This window comes from Tropicimonas aquimaris (assembly GCF_042676185.1).
GTDB lineage: Bacteria > Pseudomonadota > Alphaproteobacteria > Rhodobacterales > Rhodobacteraceae > Tropicimonas > Tropicimonas aquimaris.
In genome coordinates this window covers 26,017-37,590 of record NZ_JBHTJT010000012.1, presented here as the reverse complement: position 1 = coordinate 37,590, position 11,574 = coordinate 26,017, and the positions used below count along the sequence as shown (strand labels likewise).

Here is an 11,574-nt window from a genome sequence, read left to right as displayed (position 1 = left end):
TTTGATGTACTACCCAACGCGTCCGCGGGCGTTGTCGTTGTCAGAGTTTCCGCCATTCGATCAGGCGCACGGCCTGGTATCGTGCGCTGATTTCATCAGGTCCGCCGGGACCTTGTGCCCGATGGCACTGTGCGGCCGTTCCTCATTGTAGTCTCTACGCCAAGCCTCCAACTTTTCGGCCGCATTTTCAAGGCTCATGAACCAGTGGCTGTTCAGGCACTCCGCCCGGAACCGCCCATTGAACGCCTCGATGAAGGCGTTGTCCGTCGGTTTTCCCGGTCGCGAGAAGTCGAGCGTGACACTGCGTTGATAGGCCCAGACGTCCATATCGCGCGAGATGAACTCGCTGCCCTGGTCGACACGGATTGTGGCCGGATAGCCAATTCGCCGGCAGACGCGACCGAGGGTCGCTACGACATCCTCGCCACGGTAGCTGGACCGCGGATCGAGCACCGGCACGAAGCGTGAGAAGGTGTCGACAACCGTAAGAACCCTGATCTTTCGCCCCGTTGCCAGTTGGTCATGTACGAAGTCCATGGCCCAGACTTCGTTCGGCCCGACGGCTTCCGCACGGTCCTCCCTAAGCTTTGCCTTCACCCGGCGCTTCGGCGTCTTGTTCCTGAGCTGCATGCCCACCTCCTTGTAAATGCGATAGATCTTCTTCGCGTTGATCTCCCAGCCCTCTCGCTTAAGCAGCACGTGGACGCGCCGGCATCCGAACCGCACGCGAGTTTGGCAAATCTCCCTGATCCGCTGTTCCAACGCGGCCTGTCCGGGCCGACGAGACTTGTAGCGGTAGGTCCTGGGATCGAACCGGATCACCGCGCAAGCACGGCGGATCGACACCTGCCAATCCGCCCGCATTTCATCGACCAGCGTCCGCTTCCGGGCAGGCCTCAGAGCTTTCGCTTGATGACGTCCTGCAGCATCTCCTTGTCGAGCGAGAGATCAGCCACGATCTCCTTCAGCCGCGAGTTCTCCTGTTCGAGTTCCCTGAGCCGCTTCATCTCGGACGGCATCAGCCCGGCGTACTTCTTCTTCCAATTGAAAAATGTCGCCCAGCTGATGCCAGCCTTGCGACAGACCTCCGCAACGGAGGTTCCGTCCTCCGCCTGCTTGATGATGAACGCCTTCTGCTCGTCCGTGAACTTCGATGCTTTCATCGCAATCCGCTCCTCTCCCAGCCAGGGATTCGATGCGGAAAACTCTAACCAAAATCGGGAGCGTTTCCGGGGACCACATCAGAAGCTTTACGCTTTCCATGACGTTTCCTCAGATCCGCCACTCCCATCCTCAGCGCCAACCCAGCGTCGGCTGCCTTAGATAGGCCTGCAAGTCGGCTTTCAGGAACGTTGGAATCGAATTGGAAACCGAGGCGTGCTGCAGCTGTCCGCGCGCTTCCGACGTTCACGATTGTTGTCCACCAGCGCCGTTCGCAACCGCAGCATACTTCAAGAAGGGCGGAATCCGGACTTTCGCTGTAGGCACGAACAGCTCATGGATTATCGCTAAAGGCCGACATCCACATTCGCTTGAATCCGAAATGTTCACTGCGCTGTCGCAAGTCGGCTCTGAGCCCAACTGAGACGTTCGTACCGAGTGCAGCATCCAGCATGAACGTCGGCAAGCGGGCCTTCTTCCCGATCGGATCGGAGGTCCGGTAGGCAGAGGTCACGAAAGCCGGCCTATCGGACCTTCACCGTCGGGGGGGGGGGCAAGTTCGGCCAACCGCAGGGTTCGGACCGTTTAGGAACGTTTAGGTAGGATTTGGGATCGGCTTCAGGACGCCTAACCGAGGCCCTTGCAGGTTGGGATCAACGAAACACCCAAACCCGGAGCCAAGTCCATGACCACCTTCAACACCGACGCCTACAACGACCTGAACGCCCGTGGCCGCCAGATGCGGAAGGCGCGCGACACCGCCGCGGCCGAGGTTTGGAAGCTGACGGATCTCATGCCGCACCTGGCCGTCCGAATTGCGCCCGACCCAATGAACGAAATCGCCAAGGCCGGGCACCGCTCCACGGTCCGCCGCATCGTCGATTACCTGTGTCGCTGATTCACTCTGGCCGGTCGGCGCTCAGGAAGACCGCAGCGACGATGCACCCGGGGCCCGGGGCGACACTGGCCATCCGCGACACTTCGCGATGGGCTCACATGCCCGGCAACAAGTGCCGAGTTGCGGCACCGAGCCAAGAGCCTCGGCGTTCTGGCCTTGGTGCCAGTCGCTCACGAGGAGTGCCTGCAGCACTCCGCCCTGAAGTGTCCGGCGGGAATACGCTGAGATTTCCTGACGAAGCCATCGTTTTGTTGCCAGATTGCAAGCAACGCGGGTTCCAAACCAAAAGAAGGGAGTGAACGGACCAGCGCTATGCCCCGACGCCGGCCGCTCGCGCATCGAGGCCGCGAATGAGGTGCTGAAAGCGAGGGAGATCGCGCAGGGAGTCGAGGTCGTTGTCCTGCGCTACCCAGACAGAGAAGGTAACGGGGTCGACCTGCGGGAGGCAGGCTTCCAGCGCGTCAAGCGCGGTCTCTGTTTCGCCGAGCAGCGCCATTGCGCAAGCAATGTTGTAGTCGATGCTTGGATCATCGGGATCAATGGCCTTGACCCGCACGGCCCATTGCTTGGTGCGTTCGGCTTCGCCCAGTTTCGCAAGGGCATTGACCCCGCTGATCAATGCGTAGGAATCCGACGCGTTCTCTGAAAGCACGCGTTCCGCCCGCATAAGCGTGCGGCGGGCTGTGTCCAGAACCTTCTCGTGCTGGCCTGTTGCCCTGTAGCACATGGCGACGTGCGAGGTGGCCGCCAAATCCGCTTCTGAAAGTTCGGTTGCGCGTTCCCAGTGCAAAATGGCTTCCTCGTGCCGACCGGTCTGGAAACACGTTCGCCCGTATAGAAAGCGAACATCGTAGGAATTCGGGTCGAGTTGAAGCGAGCGTTCGTGAAGCTCGAAAGCCTCGTCGAAGCGACCAAGACCGGCCAGGACGAAGGCCTTTGCCGCAAGCGCCTCTGCGAGGTCGGGATTCAGAGCGAGTGCGCGCTCGGCTGCCTCCAGCCCATGTTCGGGCGAGCCCGAAAGACCATAAAGCCCCGTCCGACTGATGGCCAGAAGCGCCCATGCCAGGCCAAAATCGGGGTCGATATCGAGCGCCTGTTGAGCGAGGCGGGCAGCAATCTCGAAGTTGCGCCTGTCCAGACGTGTGTGGTGGTAGCGCGCCTGGAGATAGAGTTCATAGGCTTCGGGGTTGTCGGTTGGGCGCGACTGGATTGCCACGCGCTCGGCCGGGACAAGCCTGACTTTGAGCGCGGCAACGATGGCCTCGGTAATCTGATCCTGAAGATCGAAGATGTCGGTCAGGTCGCGGTCGAAGCGATCCGCCCAGATCGGATGCCCGGTCGCGCCATCAACGAGTTGGGCGTTGATACGGATCCGATTACCGGATTTGCGCACACTGCCCTCGACCACATGGGTCAGACCCATGCTTTCGGCTGTTTGAGCAACGTCAATGGCGCGGCCCTTGAAAGTAAAGGCCGTGTTTCGGGCGACGACCGACAGGGCGGCGACCTTCGAGAGATCGGTGATGATGTCCTCGGTGATCCCGTCAGAGAAATATTCCTGATCGGGGTCGTTCGAGGTATTTGCGAACGGGAGCACAAGGATCTTGGGACTCCTGCTGGCGGGGTTTTCAGCGCCTGGTTTGGGCGCGGGCGCGTCCTCTTCCACTGAAAGCACGAACTGGTATCCCCGGCCCGGTATCGTCGCAAGCGACTTGGGGCCAAGCGCCTTGCGCAGGGCCGAAACCTGAACGGTCAGATTGCTTTCCTCGACCGCGATCTCCGGCCAGACAGCGTCGAGTATCTCTGCCTTGGTAAGGACGCGGTGACGATTCGCGACAAGAAAGCTCAGCATGTCGAAAGCTCGGGCGCCCAGAGTCAATTCGATCCCGTCGCGAGTCAGCTTGCGCTCGTCCGGCGCCAGGACGAATTCGCCGAAGCGGAAGGATTGCATTGAGTTCTCTCCTGGATTGACCCTCGACGACCCGGATTTTGAGCTTGGCAGCCTAGGTACGAACGCGCCAGAAAATTCCAACGAAGTGCCGGTGTTTGCTGTTCGTGCGAACGGCTGCGCGGCCAGCAGCACCCGCCGGTGCGCAGCAGTGAGCGCAGGCGTTCACCGGAGCACCTGTTGTTCGGCCTTGGTGCTTTTTCGCTTTATCTGCTGCCAATCTGAAGCGGTCATTTATCGGGTGAGTAGCAAGGCTCGCTTCGTCCGCAACCCGGGCCTTGATTTTGGACGCGGCGATGACCGGTTCCCGCCCAATCTGAGGAGCCCTGATGAGCACTTCAGTTGATGAATTTCGGATCGGACGTCGTATCTGTCGCCGGCCGCAACTGGCTGGAATTTATCTGTCGCCACCCGCAGCCCCCAAGTTCGCAGGGGCGGGTCTTTCCCGCCGTCACGTTACCTAGTCCAGCGCCCCCCTCTCATGGTTTGCAAGCAAACCACTGCCGGTCAATGCAAGGCTCGGGACTTCGATCGCCAGGTTGCTGAAATCCAGCTCCGCATCGTCGTTCTCAACGGCCACACCGCGCGTGGCATACCTGTCATTGTGGCCGTGGAATAAGTCCGTCCGGGGAAAGGGGAACCTCGGCCCTCACATCTTTTGTGCAACATGTGTAACCGCCCCATGCGCAAGAGGTAATCTGAGGAACTGGTTCTGGCGCATCGTTGGGTGCTGACATGTGTCCGGCCTCGTTAGCGGCGTCACATATGCCGCGGGCCCGTATGGTGTTCGAAGATCGAGTCCAGATCAAAGCCGCGTGCTCGATGGCACTCTGTTGCACACTGGTTCTCCCGATCCTGTCTCACGACCGTTGCGCCAAACCTCTCCTTGCCCTCTTCCGCTCCGACGTCCTCGCGACCGACGACGGGCTTACGCCGCCGCAGCCGGAGATTGGTAAACGCCACCGCGAGCCATCAGCGCCCAGACGATCCACGCCATCTTGTTAACCAGCGCCACCCGCACCAGCATCGGCGGCTTGCGCGTCAGCATCCCGCCGAGCCAGGTGCCCGGGCTGGCCGCGGCATGGACGTGCCGCTTGATGATGACGCTGTTCGCCCCGATGATCAGCAGCCGCCTCAGGGAACGCTCGCCCATCTTGGTCGTGGCGCCGAGGCGCTGCTTGCCTCCCGTCGAATGCTGCCTCGGTGTGAGGCCGAGCCATGCCGCAAAGTCCCGCGCCTTCCGGAACGTCTCGGGCGGCGGGGCCAGGACCGCGATGGCCGTTGCGACGAGTGGCCCGATCCCCGGAACTGTCATCAGGCGTCGCGCCACCTCATTCTCCTTGGCCCGTCGGGAGATCTCGGCATCCAGTTTGGCGATCTCTGCCTCCAATTGCGCCAGCGCCGCGATCAGGACCCTGAGCGTGGGGATGGCGTCGGCAGGCAGGTCGCATTCCGAGCCTTCGACGTTTGCGATCAACTTCGATGCGTTGGCCGCGCCTTGCGGCACGATCTGCCCGAAATCGCTCAAATGCCCTCGCAATGCGTTGATCGCCTGAGTGCGCTGCCGGATCAGCAACTCGCGCACCCGGAAGACCATCGCCGCCGCTTGGACCTCCTCACTCTTCACCGGCACGAACCGCATGGTCGGGCGCAGCGCGGCCTCGCAGATTGCCTCGGCATCGGCCGCGTCATTCTTCTGCCGCTTGACGAAGGGCTTAACGTAGGCGGGCGGGATCAGCCGCACATCGTGGCCAAGCTTACCGATCTCGCGGCCCCAGAAATGCGCCCCGCCACTGGCTTCCATTGCCACAACGCAGGACGGCAGATGGCTGAAAAACTCCAGCACTTGGGCGCGCCGCAGTTTCTTGCGCAGGACAGGCTGGCCCGAGCCATCAGCCCCATGCACCTGAAAGACATTCTTCGCCAGATCGAGCCCGACCGTGATAATCTCCGACATGACCGCTCTCCTTTGTGGATCGATGCAGACCCACCTTGGCACACCGATGCCGTCGGGGGGCGGTCACATCATCAGAGCCTTCTGGCCGAACCGTTTTGGTCACACCAATCGCGATCACCGCGCCCTGATCGAAGCCGCCGCTACTGGCACCGGCCTGCAATCGTTGGAAGGGCTTCTGTTTGACCTCTATCGAGGGGATCGAGCGGAAAGCGATGTCTTCGAGGACCTCAGCGACGCCACCGGAGGCAAGTACCCTCTGATGTCGCCGCCCTGTGACTGGCGGTTCGCGGCCTGATGGACACGGTCGCTGTTAGGGGGTGGACTGGCGCACCACGAGTTGCGGGCTGATCTCTTCGCATTGCGGCCCCTCGGGCGGGTCGTCCCCCCGCAGCAGGCGGGCGATCATCTGGCCGGTCTTGCGCCCGATCTCGGCGGAGAAGGCCTCGATGGTGGTGATCGTGGGATGCGCGAAGGCCGAGATGTCATAGGCGCCGAAACCGGCGATGGAGATGTCTTCCGGCACCCGGATCCCGCGGCGCTGGCATTCCGTCAGCGCACCGAAGGCAGTCAGGTCGGACACGCAGACCACCGCCTCGGTGTCGGGATAGGCCTTCAGAAGGTGCTCCATCGCGAGGGCGCCTTCGCGCATGGCGACCGGGGCCGGGCCGGCCGCGATCAGGCGCGAGGTGTCGAGGCCGTGCTGCTCGAGCGCCTCGATGAAGCCGATCAGGCGGGCCTGGCCGCGAAGGTCGGCGGAGGCGTCACCGCCGAGAAAGGCGATCTTCGTAAAGCCCTTGTCGACGAGGTGATCCACCAGCCCCTTCATGGCCTTGCTGTTCGAGAAGCCGACGACATGTTCGATCGGGTGCTCGGGCAGGTCCCAGGTTTCGACGATCGGAACGGTGGCCTTGTCGAGCAGTTTGCGTGCGCGCTCCGTATGGTGCCCGCCGGTCAGGACGATCGCCTCCGGGCTGCGGCGCAGCAGCTTCTCGATGAGCCGCTCCTCTTCCTCGATGCTGTAGCTGGTGTAGCCCAGCAGGATCTGCAGCCCCTCGCGTTCCAGAACCTTGGACATCGCACCGATGGTGTCGGCGAAGTTCGCGTTGTTCAGCGAAGGGATGATCGCGGCGACGAACCCGGACTTGCGGGAACGCAGGTTCGAGGCCGCGCTGTCGAAGACATAGCCGAGCGCCTCCGCCGCCTCCATCACCTTGGCGCGGGTCTCGGCGTTCACGGAGGCGTTGGACTTGAAGGCGCGCGAAACCGTCATGGGCGCGACGCCCGCGGCCCTGGCTACGTCCTTCATTGTCGCTTTGCGGGTCATGACCTCCTTGTGGATGTCAAAACGGCCATCTGCAAGAGAGCGAACGACTTTTGGGCAGCTTCGCGCCCGGCCGCCCGCTCTCCCAGGCGATCAGATCGGAAAGGCCGTGCGCTGCGTGACGTGGTGGTGGATATGGCCGTCAAAACATTCGGCAAAGATCTCGCCGGTAACTGCGATGGCGGCCTGACGCCTGGGACTGGAGAGCGCGGCCTGCATCGTTTCGACGTCGGGATAGCTGACCGCCATGATCAGCGGCAGGTCCGGGGCGCCGTCGTCGCGCTCGTCGGTGAACGCGATGGAGACTTCCAGCACCCCGTCGAAGGTGCGCAGGACCGGCACCAGCCGGTCGCGGATGGCGGCGCGGAAGGCGTCCGTCTTGCCGTCCTTGATGGTGCCTTCGAACAATGCGTAACGCGTGATCACGAGAGTTTCTCCCTGTCCAGGCCCTTGAAATACTCCATAAGCGCAGCCTGATCCTCGCCGCCCAGCCCGGCGGCGGTGAGCATCCTGTGCACCTCGGCGCAGACGGCGGTGAGCGGCATCGAGGTGTTGGTCAGGCGGGCGAGATCCTGCGCGCCATTGAGATCCTTGACCATGTTGTCGATGCGCCCGGTCCGCCGGTAGTCGCGGGTGGCGAACCGCGGCATGTATTCCTGCAGCAGCGCGCTGTCGGCACGGCCGCCCTTGAGCGCCTGCGGGATCTTTTCTGCATCGACGCCGGCGTCCTGGGCGAGCTGCGTCGCCTCGGCGATGGCGAGGAAGCCGAGCCCGCAGAGCACCTGGTTGATCAGCTTGGTGGTCTGGCCGGCTCCGGAGGGACCCATGTGGGTGTAGTTGCTGGAGACGTGCTTCAGCACCGCGTGGGCGTCGGCGACGTCCTGCGCCTCGCCGCCGGCCATCAGGGTCAGCTCGCCGATCAGCGCCTTGGGAGCGCCGCCGGAGAGTGGGCTGTCGACCCACCGCAGGCCGGCCTCGGCCGCGCGGGCGGCCAGCGCCTTGGTCGACTCGGGGTCGATCGACGACATGTCGATGATCAGCGTGCCGGGCTTCGCGCCCTCGGCCGCACCGCCCGCGCCGAAGACGGCAAGCTCCACGATCCGGGCCGAGTTCAGGCTGGTGATGACATAGTCGCTCGCCGCCGCGGCCTCGGCCGCCGATCCGGCGGCGCGGGCGCCCTTGTCGGTCAGCGCGGCGACCTTCTCGGGGTCGAGATCGAAAACGGTCAGGGTGCAGCCGGTTTCCACCAGCCGCGTGCCGATGGCGCCTCCCATGGCGCCGGCGCCGATCAGGGCAACGTTCAGGGTCATCGCTATCTCCTCCATTTGCGGTTTCGGGGCCGGGCCGTCAGAGCGACGCGGTGATTCCGCCGTCAACGTACAGCGTGTGCCCGTTCACGAAACTCGACGCGGGGCTAGAAAGGAAGATGCAGGCGCCCACCAACTCCTCGACCTCGCCCCAACGGCCTGCCGGGGTGCGCTTGGCCAGCCAGGCGCTGAAATCGGCATCGGCCACCAGCGCGGCGTTCAGCGGCGTATCGAAATAGCCCGGCGCGATGGCGTTGCACTGGAGCCCGTGCCTGGCCCAGTCGGTCGCCATCCCCTTGGTCAGGTTGCCCACCGCGCCCTTGGTGGCGGTGTAGGGGGCGATGCCGGGCCGCGCGAGCGCGGTCTGCACCGAGGCGATGTTGATGATCTTGCCGTGGCCGCGCGCGATCATGTGGCGGGCGACGGCCTGACCGACGTTGAAGACGCTGGCGATGTTGGTCTGCAGCAGCCGCTGGAAAGCGTCCTCGGGGAAGTTCTCGAGCTCGGTGCGGTGTTGCATCCCGGCGTTGTTCACGAGGATGTCGATCGGGCCGGTCTCGGCCTCGAACTTGTCGACGGCGGCGCGCACCGCGGCATGGTCGGTGGCGTCGAAGGGCAGCTCGTAGACCTTGGCGCCTACAGCGCGCAGGTCCTGAGCGGCACGGGCGAGCTTGGCCACGTCGCGGCCGTTCAGCACCACGGCGGCTCCAGCCTCCGCCAGCCCCCTGGCGAGCGCGAGTCCGATGCCCTGCGACGAACCGGTCACCATCGCCGTCTTTCCGCTGAGATCAAAGAGTTCGGTTCCAGTCGCCATGACGCTCGCTCCCGTTTGTGGCTCGACAAATCCGCCGCGGTCTGTTTATGGTAACGATACCATTCAATGTCAAGGCTTGGAGATCTGATCATGGGAAGCCCGGCAATCCTGCAAGTTGGCCCCTATCCGGAATGGGACGAAATCCCGTTGAACGAGGCGTTTACCGTGCATCGGTACTTCGATGCGCCGGACAAGGCGGCGCTGCTCGAGGAGGTCGGGCCGGCGATTCGCGGCATCGCTACCCGCGGCGAACTGGGCGCGGACCGCGCCATGATCGCGGCCTGCCCGAACCTCGAGGTGATCTCGGTCTACGGCGTTGGGTACGACGCGGTCGACCTAGCCGCCTGCCGGGAGCGCGGCATCCGCGTGACCAACACCCCCGACGTCCTGACCCGCGACGTCGCCGACCTCGGCGTCGCGATGATGCTGTGCCAGGCGCGCGGCATGGTGGGGGCCGAGGCCTGGGTGCGCGACGGAAGCTGGGCCTCCAAGGGGCTCTACCCGCTGCGCCGCCGCGTCCACGGGATGCGCGCGGGCATGCTGGGCCTTGGCCGGATCGGCTTCGAGGTCGCCCGGCGGCTTGCTGGCTTCGACATGCAGATCGCCTATAGCGACGTGGCGGCCAAGGACTATGCGCCGGACTGGGAGTTCATCGCCGATCCGGTGGCGCTGGCCGCGCGCTCCGACTACCTGTTCGTGACGCTGGCGGCCTCCGCCGAGACGCGGCACATCGTCTCGCGCGAGGTGATCGAGGCGCTCGGGCCGGAGGGGATGGTCATCAACATCTCCCGCGCCTCCAACATCGACGAGGAGGCCCTGCTCGACGCGCTGGAAAGCGGCAAGCTCGGCTCGGCCGCGCTCGATGTTTTCGAGGGCGAGCCGGCGCTGAACCCGCGGTTCCTGGCGCTCGACAACGTCCTGCTGCAGCCGCACCACGCCTCGGGCACGGTCGAGACCCGCAAGGCGATGGGCCAGCTCGTGCGCGACAACCTCTCGGCCCATTTCGCAGGCCGCGACCTGCTCACCCCGGTTCTCTGAGGCACGCCATGAAATCCATCGTCATCCACGCCGCGAAAGACCTGCGGATCGAGGAACGCGACAGCGACACCCCCCGTCCGGGTGAGGTCCAGGTGCGGCTCGCCGCCGGCGGGGTCTGCGGCTCCGACCTGCATTACTACAACCACGGCGGCTTCGGCGCGATCCGCCTGAAGGAGCCGATGATCCTCGGCCACGAAGTCGCGGGGCATGTCACAATGCTCGGTGAGGGCGTCGAAGGGCTGCGCGTCGGGCAGCTCGTCGCCGTGTCGCCGTCGCGGCCCTGTTATCACTGTCAGTACTGTCTCGAGGGGCAGCACAACCGGTGCGAGAACATGCGGTTCTACGGCTCCGCCATGCCCTTCCCGCACATCCAGGGCGCCTTCCGCGAGGTTCTGGTGGCCGATGCCCGGCAATGCGCTCCGGCCGACGGGCTGACCCCCGGCGAGGCAGCGATGGCCGAACCGCTGGCGGTGACGCTGCACGCCACGCGCCGCTGCGGCGAGATGCTGGGCAAGCGGGTGCTGATCACCGGCTGCGGCCCGATCGGGCTGCTCTGCGCCCTGTCGGCGCGGCGCGCGGGCGCGGCTGAGATCGTGGCGACCGACCTGTCGGACTTCACGTTGGAGATGGCGCGCAAGAACGGCGTGGACATCACCGTCAATACCGGCACCGACCCCGACGGGCTTGCGCCCTACTTGGCTGGCAAGGGCTATTTCGACGTGCTGTTCGAATGCTCCGGCGCCGCGCCGGCGCTGGCGGCCGGGATCGCGGCGCTGCGCCCGGGCGGAATCATCGCACAGCTCGGGCTGGGCGGCGACATGTCTCTGCCCATGATGGCAATCACCGCCAAGGAGCTGGAGCTGCGCGGCTCTTTCCGCTTCCATGCCGAGTTCTTCACCGGCGTGAAACTGATGCAGGCTGGTCTGATCGACGTAAAGCCGCTGATCACCCACACCGTGGGGCTCGACGCGGCGGAGGAGGCCTTCAAGGTCGCCTCCGACCGAAATTGCGCAATGAAGGCCCAGATCGCCTTCTCCTGAGCCCAACGCGCAATGTTCCGGCGGTGCATAGCCGCCGGAACACCCGCTCCATCCAACCCGACCGCCATGATTTGACGCACCCGGAGAGGT

At 64.4% G+C, this 11,574-nt stretch carries 11 protein-coding genes and 1 pseudogene; 5 read left to right on the top strand and 7 right to left on the bottom strand.

What is annotated here, in order from left to right; genetic code table 11:
• Nucleotides 1–60 precede the first annotated feature (60 nt).
• Nucleotides 61–1,163, bottom strand: a protein-coding gene (locus ACFQ2S_RS10595) for an IS3 family transposase (RefSeq protein WP_386074431.1) whose coding sequence is annotated in 2 segments (ribosomal slippage) — nt 61–902 and nt 902–1,163 — 1,104 coding nt in all. Because the reading frame shifts where the segments join, the coding sequence is not laid out codon by codon here.
• 683 nt (nt 1,164–1,846) lie between these two features.
• Between ACFQ2S_RS10595 and ACFQ2S_RS10590 the strand changes: the two genes are divergently transcribed.
• On the top strand, nt 1,847–2,059 hold the full coding sequence (locus ACFQ2S_RS10590; protein ID WP_386074430.1) for a hypothetical protein: 213 nt from the start codon (nt 1,847–1,849) through the stop codon (nt 2,057–2,059).
• A 310-nt stretch (nt 2,060–2,369) separates the two neighbouring features.
• On the opposite strand, the gene ACFQ2S_RS10585 is transcribed toward ACFQ2S_RS10590, so the two are convergent.
• Nucleotides 2,370–4,010, bottom strand: coding sequence for a winged helix-turn-helix domain-containing tetratricopeptide repeat protein (locus ACFQ2S_RS10585; RefSeq protein WP_386074429.1), 1,641 nt, complete (start codon nt 4,008–4,010; stop codon nt 2,370–2,372).
• Between the two features lie 511 nt (nt 4,011–4,521).
• Here ACFQ2S_RS10585 and ACFQ2S_RS10580 point away from each other — a divergent pair.
• Nucleotides 4,522–4,626 (top strand): annotated as a pseudogene (locus tag ACFQ2S_RS10580) (IS5/IS1182 family transposase); the annotation flags it as partial.
• Between the two features lie 309 nt (nt 4,627–4,935).
• Here ACFQ2S_RS10580 and ACFQ2S_RS10575 read toward each other — a convergent pair.
• Nucleotides 4,936–5,964: an IS110 family transposase gene (locus tag ACFQ2S_RS10575; protein WP_386074428.1), complete on the bottom strand. Its 1,029-nt coding sequence runs from the start codon at nt 5,962–5,964 to the stop codon at nt 4,936–4,938.
• Between the two features lie 22 nt (nt 5,965–5,986).
• On the opposite strand from ACFQ2S_RS10575, the gene ACFQ2S_RS10570 reads away from it, so the two are divergent.
• Nucleotides 5,987–6,259 (top strand): hypothetical protein, encoded by a 273-nt coding sequence (locus ACFQ2S_RS10570; RefSeq protein ID WP_386074427.1) that lies wholly within the window; start codon nt 5,987–5,989, stop codon nt 6,257–6,259.
• 15 nt (nt 6,260–6,274) lie between these two features.
• Here ACFQ2S_RS10570 and ACFQ2S_RS10565 read toward each other — a convergent pair whose 3' ends face one another.
• From ACFQ2S_RS10565 to ACFQ2S_RS10550, 4 genes are all read right to left on the bottom strand, one after another.
• Nucleotides 6,275–7,288 (bottom strand): LacI family DNA-binding transcriptional regulator, encoded by a 1,014-nt coding sequence (locus ACFQ2S_RS10565; protein WP_386074426.1) that lies wholly within the window; start codon nt 7,286–7,288, stop codon nt 6,275–6,277.
• Nucleotides 7,289–7,378: 90 nt separating this feature from the next.
• Entirely contained in the window at nt 7,379–7,711 is a 333-nt protein-coding gene (locus ACFQ2S_RS10560) for a putative quinol monooxygenase (RefSeq protein ID WP_386074425.1), read from the bottom strand.
• Nucleotides 7,708–8,595 (bottom strand): NAD(P)-dependent oxidoreductase, encoded by an 888-nt coding sequence (locus tag ACFQ2S_RS10555; RefSeq protein ID WP_386074424.1) that lies wholly within the window; start codon nt 8,593–8,595, stop codon nt 7,708–7,710. Before ACFQ2S_RS10555 ends, ACFQ2S_RS10560 begins: the two co-directional genes overlap by 4 nt.
• 37 nt (nt 8,596–8,632) lie before the next feature.
• A complete protein-coding gene (locus ACFQ2S_RS10550; RefSeq protein WP_386074423.1) occupies nt 8,633–9,406 on the bottom strand; it encodes an SDR family oxidoreductase in 774 nt (257 codons plus the stop codon).
• Between the two features lie 90 nt (nt 9,407–9,496).
• On the opposite strand from ACFQ2S_RS10550, the gene ACFQ2S_RS10545 reads away from it, so the two are divergent.
• Both ACFQ2S_RS10545 and ACFQ2S_RS10540 read left to right on the top strand, forming a co-directional pair.
• Nucleotides 9,497–10,444, top strand: coding sequence for a 2-hydroxyacid dehydrogenase (locus ACFQ2S_RS10545; RefSeq protein WP_386074422.1), 948 nt, complete (start codon nt 9,497–9,499; stop codon nt 10,442–10,444).
• A gap of 8 nt (nt 10,445–10,452) precedes the next feature.
• Nucleotides 10,453–11,484: an L-idonate 5-dehydrogenase gene (locus tag ACFQ2S_RS10540; RefSeq protein ID WP_386074421.1), complete on the top strand. Its 1,032-nt coding sequence runs from the start codon at nt 10,453–10,455 to the stop codon at nt 11,482–11,484.
• Nucleotides 11,485–11,574 lie beyond the last annotated feature (90 nt).

Bases quoted from the DNA above. Each gene is read 5' to 3' on its own strand.
- ACFQ2S_RS10590 (WP_386074430.1), top strand. From the start codon at position 1,847: ATGACCACCTTCAACACCGACGCCTACAACGACCTGAACGCCCGTGGC.
- ACFQ2S_RS10545 (WP_386074422.1), top strand. From the start codon at position 9,497: ATGGGAAGCCCGGCAATCCTGCAAGTTGGCCCCTATCCGGAATGGGAC.
- ACFQ2S_RS10575 (WP_386074428.1), bottom strand. From the start codon at position 5,964: ATGTCGGAGATTATCACGGTCGGGCTCGATCTGGCGAAGAATGTCTTT.
- ACFQ2S_RS10540 (WP_386074421.1), top strand. From the start codon at position 10,453: ATGAAATCCATCGTCATCCACGCCGCGAAAGACCTGCGGATCGAGGAA.
- ACFQ2S_RS10555 (WP_386074424.1), bottom strand. From the start codon at position 8,595: ATGACCCTGAACGTTGCCCTGATCGGCGCCGGCGCCATGGGAGGCGCC.
- ACFQ2S_RS10570 (WP_386074427.1), top strand. From the start codon at position 5,987: ATGCAGACCCACCTTGGCACACCGATGCCGTCGGGGGGCGGTCACATC.
- ACFQ2S_RS10550 (WP_386074423.1), bottom strand. From the start codon at position 9,406: ATGGCGACTGGAACCGAACTCTTTGATCTCAGCGGAAAGACGGCGATG.
- ACFQ2S_RS10585 (WP_386074429.1), bottom strand. From the start codon at position 4,010: ATGCAATCCTTCCGCTTCGGCGAATTCGTCCTGGCGCCGGACGAGCGC.
- ACFQ2S_RS10565 (WP_386074426.1), bottom strand. From the start codon at position 7,288: ATGACCCGCAAAGCGACAATGAAGGACGTAGCCAGGGCCGCGGGCGTC.